Genomic DNA, 25897 nt, shown 5'->3' with positions numbered 1-25897 from the left:
ACGGGGGATCCTGACGTGTCCGGTCATACGTCCACGGCGATGCGATAACTATGTACCGCAAGTCACTGCGGCGGACATGGTGTCCTGTGCTCCCATTATTCAGGAGAGACAGGATGTCCCATCATTCCCCGACGTTGCCCCGTGCGCCCGTCAGCGCCAGCGTCCACGGCAGGTTGCTTGAGCAGGTGATCCCCGATTGGCTGATTGCCGCCTCGCCAGCCCGGCGAGCCGCAATGAAAGCGGCCAGTACCCGTCCACCGCCCGGCTATCACGAATTCCCGCAGGAACAGCAACAAGTCTTGAAAGACCAGGTCACGGCTGCCTTTGTCGCCCAGACCCGACTCGACAAGACCATGGCCGGCCTCGAAAGCGTCGAGGCATTTGCCCAAACGTTGCTTGGCGAGGCACTCAAGGATCAGTTCAACGTCACGGTCGATCTCGCCAAGACCTTGCTGTGTCTCAGACGGCCCCTCGAACTCGGAGTGCTGGAGGTGGAAGTGTCCACCTTCGAAGTGTTGAAACTGCCATTGTTGCAAGCGGCACTGCACAACTTCGAGGCCTGGGAATGTGAAGCAGGGGCCTATCACGCCCAATCCGGTTTCGTGGTCGAGACAGCGACCCCCGGCGAGTTTCAGGCCGCAGAAATCGGCATCTCGGTCAGTCAGTTTCTGACGCTGTGTCGTTCACTCGACGTCGGTTCGCTTTATCAGACACGGATCAAAGCGTTTTTCGAGAACAACGATACCTTGCGTGGGCAGTTCATTGCCAGTCAGAAAGCCGCGCTGCGTGCCGCCGCGCAATGGGCGTTGCTGAAAAAAGACATTGAGCCTGCCGACTACCGGATGATTCTGTCGGTGGTGGACGGTCAGATCCACCCACAACTTGGCGGCAAGGCCGTTTGGTTTCGCGATCTGAGCCTGATGAAACGGCGGATGACCGGTTGCGTCGTGTTCAGCATCAGCGAGCGCTACCGCTACACCAACGAATTCATCGTCTACATTCCCCATGACCCGCAACACCCGCTCAAGCGTTACAGCGGCGCGCAGATGCGTGAGGTGTTCAAACGCAAGTTCACGGCGACCGACACTACGGTGACCGGGCAAGGACCGACGGCTTACCAGCGGTTTTTCAGTCAGTTCGTGGCCTACGCCGACCGCCCTTACTATTTCAGTCAGTTCACCCAGAAGGCCGCGGACGCCCCGAGTGACCCGTTGCATTCGATCTGGGTCAAGGTCGCACAGCTGATACCGCCACTGTCCACTATCGTGCAGATCAAGGAGTTGCCACCCGAAGTCCCCGGCAAGCGCGAGCCGCACCCTGACCCGTATCTCGACCCGTTTGCCATCACGCGCCAGGACGTTGCCGGGATCTGGGGCGCCAACACCGATTTGTGGCAATACCTTTACGAACAGCACCGGGCCAAATTCATCGCCGACGCGCGCGCCCATGCTGTCCCCACGGCGGACGTCGACGCCCGGGTCCGCGCAGCCAAACTCAGTCATTTGCTCGAACTCGGCATGCTGGGGTTGAACATGGTGTCGATGTTCGTCCCGGTGCTGGGCGAAATCATGATGACCGTGATGGCGGGGCAACTGCTCTACGAGTCCTTCGAAGGCGCCATCGAATGGTCGGAAGGCGATCGCCAGGCTGCCAAGGCGCATCTGGTCGATGTGGCGCAGAACCTGGCACTGATTGGCGTAATGGGCGCAGTGGGCAAGGGCGTAAGCCGACTGCGCGCGGCCTCCGCCGAACCCGTGATCGAGCACCTGCAACCGGTCGAGCGGCCCGATGGCTCGGTTCGCCTGTGGAAACCCGACCTTGATGCCTACGCCAGCGATATTGTCCTGCCTGCGACTGCCGGGCCCGACGCGCAAGGCGTGTATCGATTCGACGGCAAGACGTTCATTCGCCAGCAGGGCAAGCTCTATCAGACGCAATACGACGAGAACCTGAATAACTGGCGCATCCTCCACCCGCAGGATCCGGCGGCGTATCAACCGATCCTCGAGCACAATCGACTGGGCGCCTGGCGCCACACCCTAGAGCGGCCGCTGCACTGGGATCGACTGACCTTGCTGCGGCGCATCGGTCACTCGACTGACGCATTTTCGGATGAGCAATTGCTCGAAATCGCCGACCTCAGTGGTGTCAGTGATGATGCCCTGCGCCAGATGCACCTTGATCACCAGCCGGCGCCACTGGCCCTGGCCGACACGCTGCGCTTGTATGAGGCGAATCAGCAGGTCGGGCGCTTGATCGACCAAGTCGAACGAGGAACCAGGCTTGACGATTCGTACCTGCTGACGCTGCCCATGCTCACGCAAATGCCGCGCTGGCCGAGCGGGCAGATGCTGGAAGTCTTCGACGGACCGCAGTTGTCCGGCCCCAGCCGTCTGTTCGGCGCGCAGTCAGCTGCAATCGAGGACCCGACGCGTGCGCCGATCCGGATCACCCGCGCCGACGTGCTCGACGGCCAACTGCCTGAGCGCATTCTGGCAACGCTGGATGAGCCGCAAACTGTTTGGCTGCTGGGCGCGGAGCCAGCGCGGGTCATGGAATCCCGGCCGCTGGAGTTGCGCAAACAGATCGCCGATTACCTGCGAACCCGGCAGCCGGCGATGTTCGACCGGCTGTATGACGAGCCCGCGTTGAACGACCCGCGAATCGCCAGGCTACAAGCCGCCACGCCGGGGCTGGGCAGTTCGGCTGCAATCCGTGTACTGCTCGAGGCGAACGCCGAGGAACTGACGCGTCTGCAGAACGGTGGGCGGGTACCGTTGCGGCTGCTGGAGATCTCCCGTGAATATGCCCGGCAGCGGCGCTTCAACCATGCGATTGCCGGTCTGCACATGGAAAATTCGGCCGGTGGCGACAGCCAATGGCTGGCCTTGCGCGCCCTGGAGCGGCTGCCGGGCTGGTCGGACGAAGTGCGTCTGGAAGTACGCGAAGGCAGTGTCGACGGGCCGTTGATTGACAGCATCGGCAGCGAAAGCGCCGGTCAGACCCAGTATCTGGTCAAGCGCGGGCCGGTCTATCAGGCGTACGACGCGAACGGGGAAGCGCTCAACGGCGTCCCGCGGCGCGGGGACAACTTTTTTGCCTCGATCCTCCATGCGTTGCCCGATCAGACGCGACAGGCTCTGGGTTTTGCCGAGGTTTCGCGGAGTGCCGGATTGCGCCGTGCACTGATCAAGTATGTGACCCGCCACCGCACCGAACTGGCTCGGCTGGCGAGCAGGCGCCATGGCCACAAGCAGCGCTTCAAGGCGCCGGTGCGGGTACGCCAGCATGGCCTGGGTTATTACGCCAGCGGTCGCGGCGAAGGCGTGAACCCGCTGCTGGTGACGCGCGTGCAGGATGTGTATCCAGCGCTCACTGATCAGCAGGCGGGCGGGTTCATCCTCAAGCAATTGGCCGCCGGGCGGACTGACGCGCAGATCTACGAGATGTTGCAACGGCGCTTGCGTGAATGGCAGGCGCTCGAATCGACACTGGCGCAATGGGAAGGTGTGCCTTCCCCGGAGCCGACGCTGCAATCGATGATTGGCGGCAAATCCAGCGTCGTGCGCAGCCTCAAGCAGAGCTGGCGCCATGCGCCGCTGGCCGACAGTCAGGCGAGTGCCGCACGCCTCGATCTGACGTGCGACGACCCGTTGCCGGAGCTGACGGCAGATTTCTCGCATGTGCGCGACCTGCGCATCAGAGGGCGTTGCATCACCGATGCCAATGGCGATGAACTGTTGGGCCGTTTCCCCAGGCTCAAGGCGCTGCGCATCAATGGCACCGCAGAAACGTTTACCAATGTGCCGACGGTGCTGCAGAACATGCCGGAACTGACTGACCTGACGCTCTACGGCGCGATGCCCTATGCCGCCGACATGCCGGCACGCCTGGCTCAATTGACCCGACTTGAAGCATTGAGTGTCAGTACCTCGAGTTACCAGTCACTGGCGTTCGACGTCAGCGGCATGCGCAATTTGCGCAGCCTGGATATCGTCGCCTATTCATTGTTCGACTGGCCTGCGGGTGCGCTGGAGTTACCGGCCCTGGAGCGTCTGAACCTCCGGGACACGAGCATCAGCACCGTGCCCGCCGAGCTGCTGCAGGGGCACGAAAAACTCTGGTCGGGGCTGTCGCTGGACTGGTCAAGATTCTCCCGGGAAAACTTCGCGGGCGTGTACGAATACGTCAAAACCCTGCCGGAACACCTGATCGATCGAGAGACGATGGTCAGGGATTATTGTCGCGGCGAGTTGCGGCGCCTGGGCGAGGGTGTGCATCAATCCACCGAGGGCATATTCCAACGTTTCTTCGAGCAATGGCCGGATGAGCAACAGCGTTTCACCGCCATCAATGCCTTGAGCGATCAATATGCTGCGCTGGAACGTGAACTGAGTCAGTGGCAGCAGCGCCTGGTGGTGTCGGCAGAATCGCTGTCCGAACTGATCGCGCGATCAAACCTGGCCCATGTTCTCAAAGCCAGTTGGCGCAACGGACTGTTCAAGCGCTATGGCGCAACGATCAGCGCCTCGACCGTGGATTTGTCGGGGTTGAGGCTCAGCGAACTTCCGGTGTTGCCGGCAGACGCCTTTGCGCATGTACGCACGCTGCTGCTCAATGGCCAGCGGGTTGCCGGTGCGCAGATGCGCGGTTTCATCAGCGCTTTCAGCGAAGTCCGCACCCTTGATCTGAGTAACAATGCCTTGCACGAATGGCCAATCGAGTCGCAGCGCCTTTCGCGCCTGATGCACCTGGACCTCGCCGACAACCTGTTGACCGACAGTTCACGCCTGCAGAGCGGATTGAGTGAATTGCCTGCGCTCGAACAACTGAATCTGCGCAACAATCCGCTGAGCGAGTTGAACGTCGGCAGTCTGCGGCGCTTGAAGGCCCTCGACCTGCAGCGTACGCACCTGCAACATTGGCCGGCAGGCGCAGAAGGCTTGCCGCAACTGTCATGGCTGGACCTGCGCGATACCCGTATCAGCACGCTGCCACCTGCCGTGCTCGAGAGCACCTCACTGCTCAACACCAATCTGACCGGGGCGCCTCTGACCGCAGCGGCGTCGGCGCAGCTGCGTTCGGCGCAACTGCGGCTCGAACACGAATTGGGCCTTCCTGCCGGCGCGCTGGAGGCATTTGCCCGGGAGCCCGTGCCAGCGACGTTTCCCCCAGTGGAGAACGGTTTGACCGTGGCCCGTCAGTTGCTGCCGTTGACGCCAGCACCTGTCAGTACCGGGCTGGCACGCATGCGCCAGAACCTGCAGCGGTTGCAGCCGGCCTTTAGCGATGAACAAGCCATGCAAGTGATTGAGGCGCTGCGTAGCGATGGCGCGACCGATGTGCAGATCGAGGAGCGGATCACGGGCTGGAGTCAGACATTCGAAACCCTCGTTCGCCGACTCAACGGCTGGCTGTATACCCGCGAAAGCCGTGGAGCCGACTGGGTCATCTCCTCGCAGTCGCGCAGCCTCGCGGCGTGGCGCATCCTCACCTGCTGGCGCGCCAGGTTAGCGGTTGCCGGGGGCGATGCGGTTCTGGATCTCAACGGCCTGCAATTGGGCGATCTACCGGCGCTGCCCGAGGATTTCGGGCATGTCGGCAGCCTGGACCTGACAGGCACTCGGGTGACGACCGAGGGCAGCGACGGGTTTCTCAAGTCGTTCACCCACCTGCGTCATCTGACCCTTAATGGCAATGCGCTGACAGCGCTGCCGGATGGCGTCCGGCAAATGCCGCAGCTGGAGCGGCTCGAGCTTTCCAGCAACCACTTCGGCGACACCGAGCACCTGTATGCCGCGCTGTCCGGTCTGGAGCATCTGCAAGCTCTGGACCTGAGCTACAACAACCTCGATGCGTTCGATGTCAGCTATTTCGAGCATTTGCAACGTCTGGATCTGCGCAACAACAACCTGGCGGAATGGCCGGCCGGTGCGCTGGATGCGCAGCACCTGCTGACACTGAACCTCAGCCGCAATGACATCGCCGCCATCCCCGAAGAGGCGCTGGACGGTCAGCACGATGAGCTGATGGACGGCACCGACCTGACTGACAACTACAACCTGTCGCAGGAGTCCCTCGAAAGGCTCAGGGCCTATCAGACGGCGGGTAACCGCCAGCGAGTGCTCGGTTTCTCGAGTTCCGAACTGGAGGAAATGGCTGACGACGTTGCCGGCGGGCTCAGCGAAACCACGGACAGCATCGAGTCGGACGAATCCCTCCCGGACGAACAGTCCCATGCGCAGCAGAAGGCGCCGTGGCTGGCGAATTTGCTGCCGGAGCAGGCGTCCGCCCGAGACCGGCTCTGGGATCAACTGGCTGCGGAACCGGACAGCGGGGCATTCTTCCATTTGCTTGACCGATTGCAGGACACCCAGGAGTTTCGCGTGGCCAATGCCGACCTGACCCGACGTGTCTGGAGGGTCATGGAGGCTGCCGCCGCCGACAGTGAACTGCGTGAGGTGATTTTCGCCGGCTCGGCCACCCATGGAACGTGCGTGGACGGGCGAATCCTCACGTTCAGTGGCCTGGAGAGCAAGGTCTTTACCTATAACGCCTTGCTCGATTTGCCGGCCGGTCGCCCGGGAATTCGCGGCGAGGCCTTGTTGTCGTTGTCGCGGCAGCTGTTCCGGCTGGACAAGGTCGATGAACTGGCAAAAGCGGCGGCTGCGCGCAGTGGTTTTGACGAAGCCGAAGTCCGCCTCGGTTACCGGATCGGTCTGACCGGTGGCTGGGAGGATGGACTGGAATTGCCCGGGCAGCCGAAAAACATGAAATTTGCCTCCGGTGTAACGCCTCAGCAGTTGTTCGATGCGCGGGCCGAGGTGGTTAGCGCGGAGCACTCCGACCGGTTTCTGGAGGACCTGATCCAGCGCGATTTCTGGCTGGATTACCTCAAGGAGCAGCAGCCCGAAGCGTTCAGGCAAATGGATGAAGGGCAGTTGATGGAGGAGGGCGAGGACGACGGTCTGAGTGCTGACGACCCGCTTTATCTGAGCCGGTTGTTTGATCAGGCGGCGGCGCGAAATGCCAGGCTCATCGAATTGACGCGACAGGAGATTGAACGGATCGGTTTGTCTGCCGACAAGGCACCAATGCCCGGCTCCTCCGGGCAATCGTCAGGCGCGTAAAATCTGGTGAACGTTCACTCCCCGGACCGATCCGGGGAGTGAACGTTGCGCTTATTCGTCGTAACCGAGGTTCGGCGCCAGCCAGCGCTCGGTCACGCTCAGCTCCTGACCTTTGCGCGAGGTGTAGCTCTGCACCTGATCCTTGTCGACCTTGCCCACGGCAAAGTATTGCGCCTGCGGGTGCGCGAAGTACCAGCCGCTGACCGCGGCTGCCGGGAACATCGCGTAATGCTCGGTGAGGAACACGCCGCTGCGGCCCGCGCGCATTTCGCTGGCCTCAGGATCGAGCAGGGTGAACAGCGTGGCCTTCTCGGTGTGATCCGGGCAGGCCGGGTAGCCCGGTGCCGGACGGATACCGGAGTACTGCTCTTTGATCAGTGCTTCGTTGTCCAGCACTTCGTCCTTGGCATAACCCCAGTGTTCTTTACGCACTTGCTGGTGCAGCCATTCGGCGCAAGCTTCCGCCAGACGGTCGGCGAGGGCTTTGACCATGATCGAGTTGTAGTCGTCGCCGGCGTCCTGATAAGCCTTGGCCACTTCTTCGGCGCCGATGCCGGCGGTGGTGATGAACCCCCCGACGTAGTCGGTCACTTCGCTGTCTTTCGGCGCGACGAAGTCGGCCAGCGAGAAGTTCGGTTTGCCGTCGGTCTTGATGATCTGTTGACGCAAGTGATGCAGGCGCGCCATGGGCTTGCCGTCATCGCCGTACAGCTCGATGTCGTCATCATGCACCTGATTGGCCGGCCAGAAACCGAACACCGCACGGGCGCTGATCAGCTTCTCGTCGATCAGCTTGGTGAGCATTTCACGCGCATCCTTGTACAGCGCGGTGGCGGCTTCACCGACCACTTCGTCTTCGAGGATGCGTGGAAACTTGCCGGCCAGGTCCCAGGAGATGAAGAACGGCGTCCAGTCGATGTATTCGGCGAGCACGTTGAGGTCGATGTTGTCCAGCACGCGGGTGCCGGTGAAGGTCGGTTTGACCGGCGTGTAGTTGGCCCAGTCGAACTGTGGCTTTTTGGCGATCGCCGCCGCGTAGCTCAGGCGCTCGGTACGGGCGCTGCGGTTGGCGGTGCGCTCACGCACATCGACGTAATCGGCGCGGGTCTTCTCGACGAACCCGGCCTTGAGTTCCTTGGACAGCAACTGCGTCGCCACACCGACCGCGCGCGATGCGTCGGTCACGTAGACCACCGCATCGTTGCTGTACTTCGGCTCGATCTTCACGGCGGTGTGCGCCTTGGAGGTGGTCGCGCCACCGATCATCAGCGGCAGATGGAAATCCTGACGCTGCATTTCCCGGGCAACGTGAACCATCTCGTCCAACGACGGCGTGATCAGACCGGACAGACCGATGATGTCGCACTTTTCTTCCTTGGCGACCTGGAGGATTTTCTCCGCCGGGACCATCACGCCGAGGTCGACGATGTCGTAGCCGTTGCAACCCAGCACCACGCCGACGATGTTCTTGCCGATGTCGTGCACGTCGCCTTTTACCGTGGCCATCAGGATCTTGCCCTTGGCTTCCGGCTTGTCGCCTTTTTCCAGTTCGATGAACGGGATCAAATGCGCCACGGCTTGCTTCATCACACGGGCGGATTTCACCACCTGCGGCAGGAACATTTTGCCGGCGCCGAACAGGTCGCCGACGATGTTCATGCCGGACATCAGCGGGCCTTCGATGACTTCGATCGGTCTGGCAAATGACTGGCGCGATTCCTCGGTGTCTTCGACGATATGCGTGGTAATGCCCTTGACCAGCGCATGCTCCAGACGCTTGTTGACGTCCCAGTTGCGCCACTCTTCGGTCTCGGCTTCCTTGACGCTGCCGTCGCCCTTGTACTTGTCGGCGATGGCGAGGAGGGCGTCGGTGCCTTCCGGCGTGCGGTTGAGGATCACGTCTTCGACGGCGTCGCGCAGTTCCTGCGGGATCTGGTCGTAGATTTCCAGCTGACCGGCGTTGACGATACCCATGGTCAGGCCGGCGCGGATCGCGTACAGCAGAAACACCGAGTGGATCGCCTCACGCACCGGGTTGTTGCCCCGGAACGAGAACGACACGTTGGACACGCCGCCGGAGCTCAGCGCATAGGGCAGCTCATCGCGGATGTAGGCGCAGGCATTGATGAAGTCCACAGCGTAATTGTTGTGTTCTTCGATACCGGTGGCCACGGCGAAGATGTTCGGGTCGAAGATGATGTCTTCCGGCGGGAAGCCGACTTCGTTGACCAGAATGTCATAGGAGCGTTTGCAGATCTCTTTCTTGCGCGCTTCGGTGTCGGCCTGGCCGGCTTCGTCGAACGCCATCACCACCACCGCCGCGCCGTAGCGTTTGCACAGTTTGGCGTGATGGATGAATTGCTCGACGCCTTCTTTCATGCTGATCGAGTTGACGATGCCCTTGCCCTGGATGCACTTCAGGCCGGCTTCGATCACTTCCCATTTCGACGAGTCGATCATGATCGGCACGCGGGAGATGTCCGGTTCACCGGCGATCAGATTGAGGAAGGTCACCATGGCCTTCTTCGAATCGAGCATGCCTTCGTCCATGTTGATGTCGATCACCTGAGCGCCGGCCTCGACCTGCTGCAGGGCGACTTCCAGGGCTTCGGTGTAGTTGTCTTCACGGATCAGACGGGCGAACTTCGCGGAGCCGGTGATGTTGGTGCGCTCGCCAACGTTGACGAACAGCGAACTGCGATCGATGGTGAACGGCTCCAGACCCGACAGGCGGCAGGCCTTGGGAATATCCGGAATCTGCCGCGGCGCGTAACCGGCGACGGCTTTGGCGATGGCTTCGATGTGGCCCGGAGTGGTGCCGCAGCAACCGCCGACGATGTTGAGGAAACCGCTTTGGGCGAATTCTTCGATGACCTTGGCGGTGTCCACCGGCAATTCGTCGTACTCGCCGAATTCGTTCGGCAAACCGGCGTTCGGGTGCGCCGACACGTGGGTGCTGGCCTTGTTCGACAGCTCTTCCAGGTACGGACGCAGCTCACGGGCGCCGAGGGCGCAGTTGAGGCCGACCGAGATCGGCTTGGCGTGGGCCACCGAGTTCCAGAACGCTTCGGTGGTCTGGCCCGACAGGGTGCGGCCGGACGCGTCGGTGATGGTCCCGGAAATCATGATCGGCAGTTCGATGTGCAGTTCTTCGAACACGCCTTGCACGGCGAAGATCGCGGCTTTGGCGTTGAGCGTGTCGAAGATGGTTTCGATCAGGATCAGGTCGACGCCGCCCTCGATCAGGCCTTTGGTAGCTTCGGTGTAGTTTTCCACCAATTCATCGAAGGTGACGTTACGGTAGCCGGGATTGTTCACGTCAGGCGACAGCGAGCAGGTGCGGCTGGTCGGGCCGAGTACGCCGGCGACGAAGCGTGGCTTGTCCGGGTTCTCGGCGGTCTTGGCGTCGGCCACCTTGCGCGCCAGGCGCGCGCCTTCTACGTTTAATTCGTACGCCAGTTCTTCCATGCCGTAGTCAGCCATGGAAATGCGCGTGGCGTTGAAGGTGTTGGTTTCCAGAATGTCGGCGCCGGCATCCAGATAAGCCTTTTCGATGCCGCCGATCACGTCCGGACGGGTGATCACCAACAGGTCGTTGTTGCCCTTGACGTCGCTCGGCCAGTCAGCGAAGCGTTTGCCGCGATAATCCTGCTCCTCGAGCTTGTAGCTCTGGATCATCGTGCCCATGCCGCCGTCGAGAATCAGGATGCGCTCTTTGAGGGCTTGCTTGAGAGCTTGAAGGCGGACGCTGCGATCGGACATTGGGACTACTCGAAAAGACCATGACGAAGGGCCGGGATCATAACAAACCTGTGCGCTTTTGGAGCACGTGCTGCTTTTGCATGAATATCGTTCATGTTGGTACGAGCGTCATACTGTAGAATCGCGGGCGTTTTTTTCACGATCGGGATCATGGGCATGTCGTACCGCGTCATCAGCATTTTCTTGCTGTTCTTAAGCTGGGGCGCCGTTGCGCAGGAACCCGCGATCTCACCTTCTATTTCATATACGCGTGACATCCAGCCAATCTTCACCGAGAAGTGTGTGGCCTGCCATGCCTGCTACGACTCGGCGTGCCAGCTCAATCTGGGCAGCGGCGAAGGCGCAGGGCGGGGCGCAAGCAAGATGCCGGTCTACGACGGCGAACGCACTCAGGCGGCGCCGACCACGCGGCTGTTCTACGACGCCTTCGGCAAACGTGCCTGGCAGCAGAAGGGCTTTTATTCGGTACTCGATGCCCAGGGCAGCCAGGCGGCGCTGATGGCGCGCATGCTGGAACTGGGGCACAAAACCCCGCTGACCCCGAATGCCAAGCTGCCGGAAGACATCGTGCTCGGCCTGCAACGGGAAAACATGTGCGCGATGCCCGCCGAGTTTGACGGCTATGCCGGCGCCCACCCGAAAGAGGGCATGCCGCTGGCGGTGACCGGGCTGACCGATCAGCAATACCAGACCCTGCAACGCTGGCTGGCGTCCGGTGCGCCGATCGACGAGCAGGGGCTGGCGCCGAGCGCCAGGGAAGCGCTGCAAATCGTCCAGTGGGAAAACCTGCTCAATGCGCCGGGGGCGCGGCAGAGTCTGGTCGGACGCTGGCTGTTCGAACACTGGTTCCTCGCGCATATCTATTTCAAGGACGGCGAGCCGGGGCACTACTTCCAGTGGGTGCGTTCGCGCACGCCGACCGGGCAGCCAATCGACCTGATCGCCACCCGTCGCCCGAATGACGACCCGGGCACCCAGGTGTATTACCGCCTGTGGCCGGTGCAAGGGGTGATCGTGCACAAGACCCACATCACTTATCCGCTGAGTGCGGCGAAGATGGCGCGGGTCAAGAGCCTGTTCTACAGCGGCAACTGGCAAGTCAACGCGCTACCGGGGTACGGGCCGCAGAGCCGGGCCAACCCGTTCGCCACCTTCGAGGCGATTCCGGCGCAGGCGCGTTATCAGTTCATGCTCGACAACGCTGAATATTTCGTGCGCACTTTTATTCGCGGGCCGGTGTGCCGTGGGCAGATTGCGACGGACGTGATCCGCGATAACTTCTGGGCGCTGTTCCAGGCTCCGGAACACGATTTGTATATCACCGACCCGAACTATCGCGGCCAGGCCACGCCGTTGCTGGCAATGCCCGGGCAGAACGACGACGTCGGCAGTGTGCTGAGCCTGTGGCACAACTACCGCAACAAACGCAATGAATACGAAGCCCTGCGCCGCGACAGCTACGCTGACCAACCGCCGCCGAGCTGGTCGACGCTGTGGGCCGGCAACGACAACGCGCTGCTGAGCATTTTCCGCCACTTCGACAGTGCGTCGGTGACCAAAGGCCTGATCGGCGAAGTGCCGCAAACGATGTGGCTGTTCGACTATCCGCTGCTGGAACGCACCTATTACCAGTTGGCGGTCAACTTCGATGTGTTCGGCAACGTCTCCCATCAGGCGCAGACCCGTCTGTATTTCGACCTGATCCGCAACGGCGCCGAACAGAACTTCCTGCGTCTGATGCCGGCCGATTCCCGCGAGGACTACCTCGACGATTGGTACCAAAGCAGCGGCCAGTTCAAGATGTGGCTCGACTATGAGGCGATCGACGACGACAAACCGACCGCGCTGAAACTCGATCCGAAGGACCCTAAATACGATTTCGCCATGCAGTTGCTGGCGCGTTACGGCGACCTCAATGCGCGGCCGGATCCGATCAACCGCTGTGACGGCGCCTACTGCTCGCGGCCGAATATCGACCCGGCGCTGCAGAATGCCGAGCAGGCGCTGAGTCGCCTGACGTCACGTCCGGCCGCCGGTTTGAAGGTCATCGACCAATTGCCGGAAGCAACCATGCTGCGCATCGAAACTCGCAGCGGCAAACGCGAGATGTACAGCCTGCTGCGCAACCGTGCGCATAGTAACGTGGCGTTTCTGTTGGGCGAGTCGCTGCGCTATCAGCCGGGACTCGACACCTTGACCATTTATCCAGGCGTGCTCAGCAGTTACCCGAATTTCATGTTCAACATTCCGGCCGGGCAAGTACCGGAGTTTGTCGATGCCATGGAAAACGCCAAGGATGCCGATCGCTTCGAGAAAATCGTCGAACGTTGGGGGATTCGCCGCAGTCATCCGCAATTCTGGTTCTATTTTCACGACTTGAGTCAGTACATCCACGAAACCGAACCGGTGGAAGAGGGCGTGCTGGACATGAATCGCTACCAGAATCTTTGATCTTTTGAGACTGGCCCGCTGTCCGAACTCCAGGTAACACACAAATCTCCTGTGGGAGCGAGCCTGCTCGCGAAGGCGGAGTGTCAGGCACCCATACTTTGAATGTGCCGCCGCTTTCGCGAGCAGGCTCGCTCCCACAGGGTGAAGTGGATTTTTTTGCAATGGTGATTGGGAGCGGCCGATGTTGATTTCAGTGCAGGCCCTGCGGGCGCTTGCCGCGTGGACGGTGGTCTGTCACCACTTCATGCAGATTTTCTTCGACTTCAAGGCGCGCGGCCCGGTCGGGCAGTTCTTCATCGACAAAGGCGCAGTCGGCGTCGATGTTTTCTTCGTCATCAGTGGTCTGGTGATTTTCCTCTCCACCGAAAGCAAAGCACTGCCGCCCGCGCGCTTTCTGCTGTACCGGCTGTTTCGCATCGTCCCGGCGTACTGGCTGTACACGCTGTTGATGGCGTTGCTGGTGCTGTTCGCCCGGCCAATGTTGCCGGATCAGACGGTGGACTGGGCGCATTTCCTCGCGTCGCTGTTATTCATTCCTGCGCAAAACCCCGGCGGCTACGGGATTTATCCGACGCTGAATGTCGGCTGGACGCTCAACTACGAAATGCTCTTCTATGTGTTGTTTGCATGCGCGCTGGTGTTCCGCTGGCAGGTGCGCTTGCTGGTGGTCGCCGCGTTGCTGTTTTCGGTGTGTCAGGCGTTCGGCTGGCTCAACGAGTTTTACCGTTCCGACATCGCCTACGAGTTTTTGCTGGGGATCGGTATCGGCGTGCTGTATCGCCGGGGCTGGATTGGCGCCGGCCTGTGGCTGCCGCTGTTGGCGATGGGCGCTGCGATGATGGCGATCTATCACCTGGCACCGGCGCCAAGGTTATTGAACTGGGGCGTGCCGAGCGCGTTGCTGGTGATGGCTTGCATGGCGCTTGAGCGCTACGTCGAGCGCAATCGGGTGATGAAATGGCTCGGTGACTGTTCCTATTCGGTGTACCTGATGCACGTGCTGGTGCTGTCGGTTGGCGGTTTTATCGCGCGGCGTTACGGGGTCAACCCTTATCTGATGTTCATCGTCTGCGCTGTGGCCATCGCTTTGGGGTCATGGTTAAGCTACGAATGGGTGGAAAAACGCAGCTATCGGTGGCTTAAAGCGCGGATCGATGGCGAACCGCTGCGCGTACCGGTCGAGAATCTTTCCCGACAAAAATACTAGGACTTTGTCCGGCGCAATGATTGGCGTAAACTGCGCCCAAGCCTGCGAGGAGTTTCCATGACCGCTATTACCATTACCGACGCCGCCCACGATTACCTGGCCGATCTGCTCTCCAAGCAGAACACCCCGGGCATCGGCATCCGCGTCTTCATCACCCAGCCTGGCACCCAGTACGCCGAAACCTGCATTGCCTACTGCAAGCCGGGCGAAGAAAAACCTGAGGATACCGCGCTGGGGCTGAAAAGCTTCACCGCCTATATCGACTCGTTCAGTGAAGCGTTTCTTGACGACGCCGTCGTCGACTACGCCACCGACCGCATGGGTGGCCAGCTGACCATCAAGGCGCCAAACGCCAAAGTCCCGATGGTCAACGCCGACAGCCCGGTCAACGAGCGCATCAACTACTACCTGCAAACCGAAATCAACCCGGGGCTGGCCAGCCACGGCGGTCAGGTCAGCCTGATCGATGTGGTCGAGGACGGCATTGCCGTGCTGCAGTTCGGTGGCGGCTGCCAGGGCTGCGGCCAGGCCGACGTGACCCTGAAGGAAGGTATCGAGCGCACCTTGCTCGAGCGTATTCCAGAGCTCAAAGGTGTGCGCGACGTGACCGACCACACGCAGAAAGAAAACGCCTACTACTGAGTAAGGTGTTCACTGCGAACATGAAAAACGGCGCCCCGTGAGCGCCGTTTTTTTATGTCCTTTTGTAGCGAGGGGATTTATCCCCGATGGGTTGCGAAGCAGCCCAAGAAATGGAACTGCTGCGCAGTTCATCGGGGATAAATCCCCTCACCACAGGTTTTTTATCCAGCCACAAAACTCATCTGACTCAGGGTCTGTAGAGATGTGCATGCCCCGCGCGATACAGCGATGATTCGCTGAACACCTCACTGCCCAGCACCCGACCCACCAGAATCAACGCCGTACGCCGAAACCCCTTGGCCTCAACCTTCGCCGCAATGTCCTCCAGCGTCCCCACCACCCAATCCTGATCCGGCCATGTTGCCCGGTGAATCACCGCAATCGGGCAATCCGCGCCGTAATGCGGCAGCAATTCAGTGATGATTTTCTGCAGATGGTTGACCCCCAGGTGAATCGCCATGGTCGCGCCATGCTGCGCCAGACTGCTCAACTCCTCACCCGCCGGCATCGCGGTCTTGTCCGCATAGCGGGTCAGAATCACGCTTTGTGACACATCCGGCAGCGTCAGCTCGGCGCCGAGCAAGGCTGCACAGGCGGAGGTGGCGGTGACGCCGGGGATGATTTCGAACGGAATATTCAACTCGCGCAGATAACGAATCTGCTCGCCAATCGCGCCGTACAGGCTCGGATCACCCGAGTGCACCCGCGCCACGTCCTGGCCATTGCCGTGGGCGGTTGTAATCAGTTCAATGATCTGCTCCAGATGCAATTCGGCGCTGTTGACCACCGTTTCCGCCTGATGTCCCTCGAGCACGGCGGCCGGCACCAGCGAGCCTGCGTAGATGATCACCGGGCAACTGCGGATCAGCCGCTGGCCTTTGACGGTGATCAGTTCCGGGTCGCCGGGGCCGGCGCCGATGAAGTAGACGGTCATGAAGACATCCTGTGAAAAACGGGGCAGGGCAACGCTTCAGATGAAGATTGCTCATGATCAAACAGGGGGATTATCGGGAATTTACGCAGCGCCGGCCAATGCCAAGGTTGCCTGAGCGTATTTTTGCCGGGAAATCAGCAGTTTTGCCGGTGCCTGAATCAACTGCTCGGCGAGGGCCAGGGCGGCACTTTCCGCCACGCCGTAGCAACCGGTGCGCTCGTAGGCGATCTGCGAATGGTGGCTCAGACGTTGCTGATAACTGGCCAGTTCGTCGCTGCTGAAATACAACAGCGGCAACGCCAGTTGGCTGGCCAGTTCCTGCAGGCCGGGTTCATCGCGTTTCAGGTCGATGCTGGCCAAGGCCTTGACCGCCTCGAGTTCTATACGATGCGCCTGCAACGCCTGATCGAGTAACGCGCGTAGCGTGCTGACCGGGCAGCCGCGCTGGCAGCCCAGGCCGACCACGAAGGTCGGCGCTGCGCGGTCATCGGTCATGCGTGGTACTGACCAGCGCTTTTGCGGCGGAACAACCAGGCGCTGATCAGGCCCAGGGCCAGCCAGAACGCCACGTTGGTCAGCTGCGAAGCGATTTTGAACTGGGTTTCCAGCGCTTGCGGAGCGAGCATCGAATGCACTTCCGGTTGCGGCGCGCCGATCACGTGCGGCACGGCGAGGATCGCCACGCCCAGCAGCTTCATCAGCCAGTGACGGCTGAACACGATGAGAGCCAGGCCGACTGCGGTGGAAGCGGCGGTGCCGATCCACCAGGTCTGTCGCGACGCCAGATCGGCGGCAGCGGTGCCCGGCAGTTCAGGTGGCAGGCCCAGGGTCGGCGCGAGGACGAAGGTCGCGTAACCGGCCAGGCCCCAGAGCAGGCCTTGCGAGGTTTTGGTTGGTGCGCGCAGGGTGTACAGGCCGGCGAGCATCAGCGCGAAACCGACCGCCACTACCAGATTGCCGCCGGTGGTCGAGACCACGCGTTGCCAGCCGTCTTCCGGCTCCCAGGCTTCAGCGTCGTGAGTGTGTGCGGCTGTACCGGCGGCGTGTTCGTGAACGGCCACCGGTTCGGATTTTTCGAATGTTTCAGCCTGCAGAATCAGTGGCGAGACCCAGAAGCTTTGCAGCAACGTCAGCAGCAGGGCGGCCAGCAGGCCGGTGAACCCTGCGGTTTGCGCGATACGCTTGATCATGTCGGCAGGTCTCAGTGGCACGGGAACGCGGCGCTGTGGCGGGTATCGTGAGCGGCGTTGTGCACCGCTTCGATGTGCGAGAAACCGGCGAAGTAAACGAGGCTGGCACCCAGGATCGACGCAAAAATGGCGGCGGTCAGGCGTTGGCTCAAGGTGGCGGTACTGGAAATTTTGTCGGTGTTGCTGGCGGTGCTGCTGATGATCGACATGGCGCTTCCCTCTGGAGTGTCAGCGGGTGATATAGAGCGCATGAAAACCCCTGCGAGTCGGGCACGCAGAGGTTCGAACAGCGCCCGCCCACCGCGGGTTTGTTATGTTCAGCGACGCAAAATGCGCGCTGTGTGTTGCGGGCCGGTCTCCGGGCTCACGAGGGGTTGGCGTCTGGCCGACCTGCAAGCGTCACCTTCCCATGCCGTACGACACAGTGGATCTGACGCTTCGCTCGCTTACCGTTGCGGGGGCAGCACCGGACTGACATGGCTTTGAGTAAAGCACATGATTCACCGGTTTCCCGTTTCACCCTGTGAAGGGCACCCGTAACAAGTTGTGTAGGAGAGCATGGGTTGGGGAAACTAGTCAATTTTGTGGGTGGATCCGTTGCTGCGGTAACGGCCGCTTAGGGTTCCGCCCTTACGGCGGGTCACTTTGGCAAAAGCCCCAAAGTAACCAAAGGGCTTTACCCTGACGTTCGGCCCTCGCTTAGGCTCGGGTTCCTTCGCTGCGGGATTCATCCGGGGGGCAGCGCCTACGGTTTGCTTCGCTGCACCTCCTCTCGCTGTGTTTGGCTGCGCCAAACGGTCGCTGCGCTCCCACCCCCGGATAAATCCCTCCACTCAGCCTGCCGACGGGCCCTGAGATCAAAAGCTTTACTCGAGCTAACGCTCATTGTGTTGAGTGGGGCGGCTTCGCCGCATGGGGTGTGCACGAATTAAATTGTGGGAGCTGGCTTGCCAGCGATGGCGGCCTGACAGCCGACCAAATTTCTAACTGAATACACCCAATCCCCTGTAGGAACTGCCGAAGGCTGTGATCTTTTGATCTGGCTTTGGCTTTGGCTTTGGCTCTTGATGTGGCTTTTGATCTTCAGCCCCTTCGGCAGGCCGAGCGGAGGTGTCCATCAGGGGGTAGGCGCGCAGCGCCGTGCGGCGAAGCCGCATACATCGAGAGGAGGTGCAGCGAAGCAAACCGTAGGCGATGCCCCCGGATGGACACCGTAGCGAGGGAACACTGAGCCTCAGCGAAGTGCCGTACGCCGGGGCAAAGCCTTTTGGGTTACCTTTTCGGCGTTTGGAAAAGGTGACTCGCTGTAAGAGCGAAACCGCCAGCGGCAACACCCGCAGCAACGGATATCCCCCCAATCCTAAAATCCACCAGCCATTGACCCATCCCCACACCATGCGTAGCCTTGCACCTTCGAGGTTCTTCGGCCCACGCCGAAGCTAAGAAGGGAACGCGGTCAAAGCCGCGGCTGCCCCCGCAACTGTGAACGGTGAAGTTCGTTGCCACGCCACTGCCAGCTCAATCCACTGAGCCCGCGGGAAGGCGCAACGAACGCCAGGCCCAAGGCCTGAACACCGTCAGCCAGGAGACCTGCCTCGTGACAGATTTCTCACTACAACCGGGCGGGGTGATCCGGTGGCGAATTCTTCCGCGCGCACGCTCGCAGCGGATCTCGTCCCGTATGCCCGCCACCTTGCCAAAGGGCATCCGATGAAAACACTGGCCAAACTCCCTGTCACCATCGTCACCGGTTTCCTCGGCTCGGGCAAAACCACCTTGCTGCGCCATATGCTCGACAACGCTCAGGGCCGCCGTATCGCGGTGATCGTCAACGAGTTCGGCGAGCTGGGTATCGACGGTGAGATCCTCAAGCAATGCACCATCGGCTGCACCGAAGAAGAAGCCACCGGTCGCGTCTACGAATTGGCCAACGGCTGCCTGTGCTGCACGGTGCAGGAAGAGTTCTTCCCGGTGATGCGCGAACTGGTTGCGCGTCGCGGTGACCTCGATCACGTCCTGATCGAAACGTCCGGTCTGGCCCTGCCAAAACCATTGGTGCAAGCCTTCCAGTGGCCGGAAATTCGCAACGCCTGCACCGTGGACGCGGTGATCACCGTGGTCGACAGCCCGGCCGTGGCCGCCGGTACCTTTGCTGCGTTCCCGGATCAGGTCGATGCCCAGCGCAAACTCGATCCGAACCTCGATCATGAATCGCCGCTGCACGAACTGTTCGCCGACCAACTGGCCAGCGCCGATCTGGTGATCCTCAACAAGGCCGATCAGACCAGCGCCGAAGATCTGGCTCGCGTTCGCGCTGAAGTCGCTGAAGAACTGCCGCCAGCGGTGAAAATCATCGAAGCCAGCAACGGTCGCCTGCCGCTGGACGTGCTGATCGGTCTCGGTGCCGGTTCCGAAGAACATATCGACAGCCGCCACAGTCATCACGATCACCACCACGACGGTGATGACGACCACGATGACCACGATCACGACGCCTTCGATTCGATCTCCATTGAACTGCCGCAAGCCGACGAAAGCCTGTTGCTCGACGCGCTGACGCAATTGGTGGTTCAGCACGGCATTCTGCGCGTGAAGGGCTTCGCGGCGATTCCGAACAAGCCGATGCGCCTGTTGATTCAAGGCGTGGGCACGCGTTTCGACAAACACTTCGACCGCCAGTGGGGCGCTGATGAGGTGCGCGTCACCCGTCTGGTGCTGATCGGTCAGGCACTCGACGCCGCGCAACTCGAAGCGCAACTGCGCGCCGCGCTCAGCGTTTAAGCCATGCACCTGCTCAGGACCCAGCCCGGCGGTTTCGTGTCGGATGACAACATTGCCGACCTTGGACAAACCCCCGCCGAGCTGGTGATCCTGTGCAGCGGCGACTCCAGCCTGGCGCTGCTCGCCGAAGCCGCGCAGCAACTGCCCGAGGATTACCCGAGCCTGCGCCTGGCCAATCCGATGCAGGTGCAGAATCACGCCTCGGTCGATCTGTATGTCGATGAGGTGCTGCGGCACGCCAAGGTCATTCTGATTTCGTTGCACGGCGGCATCGCCTATTGGCGTTATGGCGTCGAGCGTCTTGTGGAGCTGTCCGCGCGCGGGGTGCAGGTGATTCTGGTACCGGGGGATGATCGTCCCGACCCGGAACTCAGCGACCTGAGCACCGTGCCCGCCGAAGATCGCGACCGTCTCTGGCAGTTCTTGCGTCAGGGCGGCATGGGCAATGCGCTGGGCTTCTTCCATTGCCTGGCCAACCGCTGGCTGGCGCGGGATTACGCCTGGGGCGAGCCGCAAGCGCTGCCGCGTACGGCGATTTACCACCCACAGAAAAACACCGCCGCACTGAGCGACTGGCAAGCCGATTGGCTGCCCGGTCAACCCGTGACGGCGGTGTTGTTTTATCGCTCGCATTTGCAAGCGGCGAACACCGCGTTCATTGATGTGTTCTGCCAGCGCTTGCAGGCGGCAGGACTCAATCCCTTGCCGATCGCCGTCGCCAGCCTGAAAGAACCCGGCTGCCTGTCGGTGGTCGAGGACTGGCTGGACGAGGTCGAAGCTGCGGTGATCCTCAACACCACCGGCTTCGCGCAATCCAGCCCGGAAGCGCCGCACCTGCGGCCGTTCCGGCGCAATATTCCGGTGATTCAGGCGATCTGCGCCCAGGACAACGAACCGGGCTGGCGTGACAGCGAACAGGGGTTGGGGCCACGGGATCTGGCGATGCACATTGCCTTGCCGGAACTCGACGGGCGCATCATCAGCCGGCCGATCAGCTTCAAGGATCTGGCCTGGCGCAGCGAGCGCAGTCAGTCCGACGTGGTCTGCTACCGGGCGCAACCCGAACGCATGGATTTCGTCGCTGAACTGGCGCGGCGCTGGAGCGATCTGGCGCGGCTGCCGAACGCGGAAAAACGCATCGCGCTGATCCTCGCCAACTACCCGACCCGCGACGGTCGCATCGGCAATGGCGTCGGCCTCGACACGCCGGCGGCGGCATTGAATATCCTGCGCGCGTTGCAGGCCGAAGGCTTCCCGTTGACGGCGGAGTTGCCGGACAGCGGCACCGCGTTAATCCAACAATTGCTCGGCGGCGTCAGCAACGACCTCGACAGCATCGACCTGCGTCCGTGTCAGCAAAGTCTGGCGATGGACGCCTACCTGGCGATGTTCAATGCGCTGCCCGAGGCCAACCGCGCGGCAGTGATGGAACGCTGGGGCGCGCCGCAAAACGACCCGATGTGCCGCGACGGACGGATGATGATCGCCGGGCTACGTTTTGGCCTGACCTTCGTCGGCATTCAGCCGGCGCGCGGTTATCAGGTCGATCCGAGTGCGGTGTATCACGACCCGGATCTGGTGCCGCCGCACGGCTATCTGGCGTTCTATTTCTGGCTGCGCAACACCTACGGTGCGCACGCGGTGATTCACGTCGGCAAGCACGGCAACCTCGAATGGCTGCCGGGCAAGGGCGTCGGCCTTTCGGAAAATTGCTGGCCGGACGCGCTGCTCGGGCCACTGCCGAACATTTATCCGTTTATCGTCAACGACCCAGGCGAGGGTGCCCAGGCCAAACGGCGCACGCAAGCGGTGATCATCGACCACCTGATGCCACCGCTGACCCGTGCCGAAACCTACGGTCCGTTGCGCAATCTGGAACTGTTGGCCGACGAATATTACGAGGCGCAACTGCTCGATCCGCGTCGTGCGCGAGAGCTGCAACGCGACATTCTGCAACTGGTGCGCGAGACGCAGATCGACCGCGAACTGCAACTTGACGTGGGCCTGGACAGTGATGCCGACGCCGCGATCTGGCTGCCGCGGCTGGACACCTACCTGTGTGATCTGAAGGAGTCGCAGATTCGCGATGGCCTGCACATCTTTGGCGAATCGCCGACCGGACGTTTGCGCATCGATACCTTGCTGGCTTTGCTGCGCATTCCGCGTGGCGACGGCAAAGGCGCACAGTCGAGTCTGCTGCGGGCGTTGGCCAAGGCCTTCGAGCTGGGGTTTGATCCGCTGGATTGCGCACTTGCCGACCCGTGGAACGGCCCGCGCCCGGCGGAGCTGCAAAGCGTCAGCGACGAAATCTGGCGCACCGCCGGTGACACCCGCGAACGCCTCGAACTGTTCGCCACCCACCTGATCGCCCAAGCACTGGGCAGTCCCTGTGGGAGCGATCCTGCTCGCGAAGGCGGCGCGTCAACCAACGCATCGTTCACTGATACACCGCCTTCGCGAGCAGGATCGCTCCCACAAGGGACAGGATGGGCTGAAGTGAGCGCGATCATTGAAAACCTGCACGAAGTCATCGCCCCACGCCTCGACGCCTGCGGCCCCGCCGAAATGCGCGGTCTGCTCGACGCCCTCTACGGCCGCTTCGTCCCCGCCGGCCCAAGTGGCGCGCCCAGCCGTGGCCGTCTCGACGTGCTGCCCACCGGGCGCAACTTCTACTCGGTGGACGTGCGCAACCTGCCGACCACCACCGCGTGGCGCATCGGCTTCCAGTCCGCCACGTTGATTCTCGAGCGGCATTTGCAGGATCACGGCGATCACTTGCGTCAGCTCGGCCTGTCCGTGTGGGGCACCGCGACCATGCGCACTGGCGGCGACGACATCGCCCAGGCCATGGCGCTGATGGGCGTGCGCCCGGTGTGGGCCACCGGCAGTCAGCGCGTCGATGATTTCGAGATCCTGCCGCTGAGCCTGCTCGACCGGCCACGGGTCGACGTCACGCTGCGGGTCTCGGGTTTTTTCCGCGATGCTTTTGCCAACCTGATTCGTCTGTTCGACGCTGCCGTGCAAGCGGTGGCGGCGCTGGACGAACCGGATGACCTCAACCCGCTGGCGGCGAAGGTGCGTGCCGAGCGCGAGGCGCTGTTGCAATCGGGGCTGGATGCCGACGCGGCGCGGCGTCAGGCCGGCTGGCGGATCTTCGGCGCCAAACCCGGTGCCTATGGCGCAGGCGTGCAGGGAGCCATCGACGGTCGCCTGTGGCAGAGTCGCGAGGATCTGGCCGAGGTCTACCTGAACTGGGGCGCTTACGCTTATGGTGGGGCGGATGAGGGCACCGCTGCGCGCGAACAGTTCGTCCAGCGCCTGAGCCAGGTGCAGGCGGTGTTGCAGAACCAGGACAATCGCGAGCACGACTTGCTCGATTCCAACGACTATTACCAGTTTCAGGGCGGCATGCTCGCGGCGGTGGAAACCCTGCGCGGGGAAGCGGCGGCGAGTTATCACGGCGATCACAGCCAGCCGGATCTACCGAAAATCCGCACCCTGAAAGAAGAGCTCAATCGGGTGATCCGCTCGCGGGCGGCCAATCCGAAGTGGATCGACGGGGTCAAACGTCACGGCTATAAAGGCGCGTTTGAACTGGCGGCGACGGTCGATAACCTGTTCGCCTTCGACGCCACCACGCAACTGATCGACGATCATCAGTATGCGTTGCTGGCCGATGCCTATTTGCTCGACCCGGCAACCCGCGATTTTGTTCGTGAACACAATCCGCATGCCCTGCGCGACATGACTGAACGCATGCTGGAAGCGCAACAACGTGGGATGTGGCAGGAACCGGGCGTGTATAAAGAAGCACTGGAAAACCTGCTGCTGGATATAGAAGAAGACACCTGACAAACCGCCTCACTCTGTGGGAGCAAGCCTGCTCGCGAAGGCGTCGTGTCAGACAGTATTTTTGTAGCTGGCACACCGCTTTCGCGAGCAGGCTCGCTCCCACAGGGATCAACGTGGCTCCCAACGATTTTCGAAAGATCACCGACCATGACCGAGTATTGAAGATGACCGACATCCCGCATTTCCCGCTCTCCGCCGTGGTCGGCGCCGATGACTTGAAACTTGCGCTGTACCTCACGGCCATCGACCCGAAAATCGGTGGCGTGCTGATCGAAGGCCCACGCGGAATGGCCAAGTCGACTCTGGCCCGTGGCCTCGCCGATCTGCTGGCCAGCGGTCAGTTCGTCACCTTGCCACTGGGCGCCACTGAAGAGCGTCTGGTTGGCACCCTTGATCTCGACGCGGCACTGACTGAAGGGCGGGCGCAGTTTTCTCCCGGCGTGCTGGCCAAGGCCGACGGCGGTGTGCTGTACGTCGATGAAGTGAATCTGTTGCCCGATCATCTGGTGGATCTGCTGCTGGATGTGGCGGCCAGCGGCACCAACCTGGTCGAGCGTGATGGCATCTCGCATCGGCATTCGGCACGGTTTGTGTTGATCGGCACAATGAACCCGGAAGAGGGCGAATTGCGCCCGCAGTTGTTGGACCGTTTTGGCCTGAACGTCGCCCTCAGCGGCCACACCGCGCCGACCGAACGCGGGCAGATTATCCGCCGCCGACTGGATTTCGACAACGACCCGCAGGCGTTCTGCGCGCAGTGGGAAGCACAGCAACAGGCGCTTCGCGAACGCTGCGAACAGGCGCGCAGCCTGTTGGCGAGCATTGCGCTGGATGACGAGTCTTTGGCAAGCATCACCGAGCGCTGCTTTGCGGCGGGTGTCGATGGCTTGCGGGCCGATCTGGTCTGGCTGCGTGCGGCCCGAGCCCACGCGGCATGGCGCGGTGCCGAAGCCATTGCCGAGCAAGACATCGATGCGGTAGCGGAATTCGCCCTGCGTCATCGCCGTCGTGAGTCCACTTCGCCCAGCCTTCAACCACCTGCGCAGAACCAGACCAGCACCCAGGCCGAACCAAGCGAGGGGCAGGGGCAGTGGGGCGACATGCCTGCTCCGGCGCTGACGACTGGCGCACGCCGCGAAGTGCCGAGCTGGCCAAAAAAGTAGCCGGCATTCGTCCCCGATCCGACGCGGGGGCGAATGCCAGACCCCGCGCCGGACGACTCGACCACGGACGCCAGGGTAAGCGCCACGCTGCGCGTAGCGGTCTGGTGAACTGGCCGGGGACGCTGCTCAACGGCCGGCCGCAAACCCGTGAGGACTTGCAGTTCCAGCTGCGCACGCGTGCTCCCCATGAGTTATGGCTGGTGATCGTCGATGCGTCGGCTTCGACGCGTCGGCATCAGGCACTGAGCGATGCCAAGGGTTTGCTCGCGCAATTGTTTGATGACGCTTACAGACAACGGGCACGACTGGCACTGCTGACCGCCAGTGGCAGCGCGCCGCAATGGCAGGTGCAAGGATTGAAGGCTTCAAGTGGCTTGCGCACCTGGCTGGAGACACTGGGCGCGGGCGGCGGCACGCCATTGGTGGCGGCGTTGACGCAGGCGCAGCAATGGCTGATGCAGCGACAAAAGCGTTTTCCGGCCGAGCAGCAACGCTTGTTGCTGGTCACGGACGGACGTTTGAAAACCTTGCCGCCGCTGCTGCCGCTGGAGTGTCCGGGGTTGCTGATCGACATCGAGCGGGGGCCGATCCGTCTGGCGCGGGCGCGGGAATTGGCGGCGGTGCTGAATGCGGAATATCGGCATATCGATGATGTGTGAAGTCTGAGCGGGCCTCTTCGCGAGCAAGGTTGGTGAACACCGCTTGCTCTGTGGGAGCGAGCCTGCTCGCGAAGGTATCGCCTCGGACCATGCGGGATCACCAAAAACCGCAGCGCTGCTCTATGC

14 protein-coding genes and 2 riboswitches are annotated in these 25897 nt (G+C 61.8%); of the genes, 8 read left to right on the top strand and 6 right to left on the bottom strand.

Translation table 11 applies throughout. The annotated features are described in order from the left end of the window. The first annotated feature begins 113 nt into the window (after positions 1 to 113). A complete protein-coding gene (locus ACM6HV_RS16225; protein ID WP_414904729.1) occupies positions 114 to 7130 on the top strand; it encodes an NEL-type E3 ubiquitin ligase domain-containing protein in 7017 nt (2338 codons plus the stop codon). A 51-nt stretch (positions 7131 to 7181) separates the two neighbouring features. On the opposite strand, the gene metH is transcribed toward ACM6HV_RS16225, so the two are convergent. Together metH and ACM6HV_RS16215 are read right to left on the bottom strand one after the other, a co-directional pair. Next, the gene (metH, locus tag ACM6HV_RS16220; RefSeq protein WP_414904728.1) at positions 7182 to 10892 is read right to left on the bottom strand and encodes a methionine synthase; all 3711 of its coding nucleotides are present in this window, start codon (positions 10890 to 10892) and stop codon (positions 7182 to 7184) included. 5 nt (positions 10893 to 10897) lie between these two features. Then, the gene (locus ACM6HV_RS16215) at positions 10898 to 11149 is read right to left on the bottom strand and encodes a hypothetical protein (RefSeq protein WP_414904769.1); all 252 of its coding nucleotides are present in this window, start codon (positions 11147 to 11149) and stop codon (positions 10898 to 10900) included. Between ACM6HV_RS16215 and ACM6HV_RS16210 the strand changes: the two genes are divergently transcribed. From ACM6HV_RS16210 to nfuA, 3 genes are all read left to right on the top strand, one after another. Then, positions 11049 to 13343 (top strand): fatty acid cis/trans isomerase, encoded by a 2295-nt coding sequence (locus tag ACM6HV_RS16210; RefSeq protein WP_414904727.1) that lies wholly within the window; start codon positions 11049 to 11051, stop codon positions 13341 to 13343. The genes ACM6HV_RS16215 and ACM6HV_RS16210 overlap by 101 nt on opposite strands. A 181-nt stretch (positions 13344 to 13524) precedes the next feature. Beyond that, complete coding sequence (locus ACM6HV_RS16205; protein ID WP_414904726.1) at positions 13525 to 14550, top strand: acyltransferase family protein; 1026 nt, start codon at positions 13525 to 13527, stop codon at positions 14548 to 14550. Positions 14551 to 14607: 57 nt separating this feature from the next. Then, positions 14608 to 15192 carry a Fe-S biogenesis protein NfuA gene (nfuA, locus tag ACM6HV_RS16200; protein ID WP_003225494.1) on the top strand — a complete coding sequence of 195 codons (585 nt, stop codon included), beginning with the start codon at positions 14608 to 14610 and terminating at the stop codon, positions 15190 to 15192. Between the two features lie 187 nt (positions 15193 to 15379). Here the strand turns inward: nfuA and cobM are convergent, their stop codons facing one another. The 4 genes from cobM to ACM6HV_RS16180 form a co-directional block, all read right to left on the bottom strand. After that, positions 15380 to 16126 carry a precorrin-4 C(11)-methyltransferase gene (cobM, locus tag ACM6HV_RS16195; RefSeq protein ID WP_414904725.1) on the bottom strand — a complete coding sequence of 249 codons (747 nt, stop codon included), beginning with the start codon at positions 16124 to 16126 and terminating at the stop codon, positions 15380 to 15382. A gap of 81 nt (positions 16127 to 16207) precedes the next feature. After that, on the bottom strand, positions 16208 to 16621 hold the full coding sequence (locus ACM6HV_RS16190) for a cobalamin biosynthesis protein (protein ID WP_041072679.1): 414 nt from the start codon (positions 16619 to 16621) through the stop codon (positions 16208 to 16210). After that, complete coding sequence (locus tag ACM6HV_RS16185) at positions 16618 to 17316, bottom strand: CbtA family protein (protein ID WP_414904724.1); 699 nt, start codon at positions 17314 to 17316, stop codon at positions 16618 to 16620. Before ACM6HV_RS16185 ends, ACM6HV_RS16190 begins: the two co-directional genes overlap by 4 nt. Before the next feature lie 11 nt (positions 17317 to 17327). Continuing rightward, positions 17328 to 17525 carry a CbtB domain-containing protein gene (locus ACM6HV_RS16180; RefSeq protein WP_182401431.1) on the bottom strand — a complete coding sequence of 66 codons (198 nt, stop codon included), beginning with the start codon at positions 17523 to 17525 and terminating at the stop codon, positions 17328 to 17330. Between the two features lie 122 nt (positions 17526 to 17647). Then, positions 17648 to 17869: riboswitch (cobalamin riboswitch) on the bottom strand. 846 nt (positions 17870 to 18715) lie between these two features. After that, positions 18716 to 18929: riboswitch (cobalamin riboswitch) on the top strand. A 97-nt stretch (positions 18930 to 19026) separates the two neighbouring features. Between ACM6HV_RS16180 and cobW the strand changes: the two genes are divergently transcribed. The 4 genes from cobW to ACM6HV_RS16160 all read left to right on the top strand — a co-directional run bounded on the left by cobW (position 19027) and on the right by ACM6HV_RS16160 (position 25771). Next, positions 19027 to 20097, top strand: a complete 1071-nt coding sequence (gene cobW, locus ACM6HV_RS16175) for a cobalamin biosynthesis protein CobW (protein ID WP_414904723.1) — start codon at positions 19027 to 19029, stop codon at positions 20095 to 20097. A 3-nt stretch (positions 20098 to 20100) separates the two neighbouring features. Then, positions 20101 to 23949, top strand: coding sequence for a cobaltochelatase subunit CobN (gene cobN, locus ACM6HV_RS16170; protein ID WP_414904722.1), 3849 nt, complete (start codon positions 20101 to 20103; stop codon positions 23947 to 23949). Positions 23950 to 24113: 164 nt separating this feature from the next. Then, positions 24114 to 25112 (top strand): ATP-binding protein, encoded by a 999-nt coding sequence (locus ACM6HV_RS16165; RefSeq protein WP_414904721.1) that lies wholly within the window; start codon positions 24114 to 24116, stop codon positions 25110 to 25112. Then, entirely contained in the window at positions 25040 to 25771 is a 732-nt protein-coding gene (locus tag ACM6HV_RS16160; protein ID WP_414904720.1) for a vWA domain-containing protein, read from the top strand. Before ACM6HV_RS16165 ends, ACM6HV_RS16160 begins: the two co-directional genes overlap by 73 nt. Positions 25772 to 25897: the final 126 nt, after the last annotated feature.

It is taken from the genome of Pseudomonas sp. IT-P260 (genome assembly GCF_949768395.1).
In the GTDB taxonomy this organism is placed as follows: Bacteria; Pseudomonadota; Gammaproteobacteria; order Pseudomonadales; family Pseudomonadaceae; genus Aquipseudomonas; species Aquipseudomonas parakoreensis.
Note: the sequence above shows the minus strand (reverse complement) of the source record. Positions and strands in the feature narration are given on the sequence as shown.

What these genes read in the sequence shown, in the direction of transcription:
- metH (WP_414904728.1), bottom strand. Translation starts at nt 10,892, where the DNA reads ATGTCCGATCGCAGCGTCCGCCTTCAAGCTCTCAAGCAAGCCCTCAAA.
- cobW (WP_414904723.1), top strand. Translation starts at nt 19,027, where the DNA reads ATGAAAACACTGGCCAAACTCCCTGTCACCATCGTCACCGGTTTCCTC.
- cobN (WP_414904722.1), top strand. Translation starts at nt 20,101, where the DNA reads ATGCACCTGCTCAGGACCCAGCCCGGCGGTTTCGTGTCGGATGACAAC.
- nfuA (WP_003225494.1), top strand. Translation starts at nt 14,608, where the DNA reads ATGACCGCTATTACCATTACCGACGCCGCCCACGATTACCTGGCCGAT.
- ACM6HV_RS16225 (WP_414904729.1), top strand. Translation starts at nt 114, where the DNA reads ATGTCCCATCATTCCCCGACGTTGCCCCGTGCGCCCGTCAGCGCCAGC.
- ACM6HV_RS16165 (WP_414904721.1), top strand. Translation starts at nt 24,114, where the DNA reads ATGACCGACATCCCGCATTTCCCGCTCTCCGCCGTGGTCGGCGCCGAT.
- ACM6HV_RS16180 (WP_182401431.1), bottom strand. Translation starts at nt 17,525, where the DNA reads ATGTCGATCATCAGCAGCACCGCCAGCAACACCGACAAAATTTCCAGT.
- ACM6HV_RS16190 (WP_041072679.1), bottom strand. Translation starts at nt 16,621, where the DNA reads ATGACCGATGACCGCGCAGCGCCGACCTTCGTGGTCGGCCTGGGCTGC.
- ACM6HV_RS16205 (WP_414904726.1), top strand. Translation starts at nt 13,525, where the DNA reads ATGTTGATTTCAGTGCAGGCCCTGCGGGCGCTTGCCGCGTGGACGGTG.
- cobM (WP_414904725.1), bottom strand. Translation starts at nt 16,126, where the DNA reads ATGACCGTCTACTTCATCGGCGCCGGCCCCGGCGACCCGGAACTGATC.
- ACM6HV_RS16185 (WP_414904724.1), bottom strand. Translation starts at nt 17,316, where the DNA reads ATGATCAAGCGTATCGCGCAAACCGCAGGGTTCACCGGCCTGCTGGCC.
- ACM6HV_RS16210 (WP_414904727.1), top strand. Translation starts at nt 11,049, where the DNA reads ATGTCGTACCGCGTCATCAGCATTTTCTTGCTGTTCTTAAGCTGGGGC.
- ACM6HV_RS16215 (WP_414904769.1), bottom strand. Translation starts at nt 11,149, where the DNA reads ATGTCACGCGTATATGAAATAGAAGGTGAGATCGCGGGTTCCTGCGCA.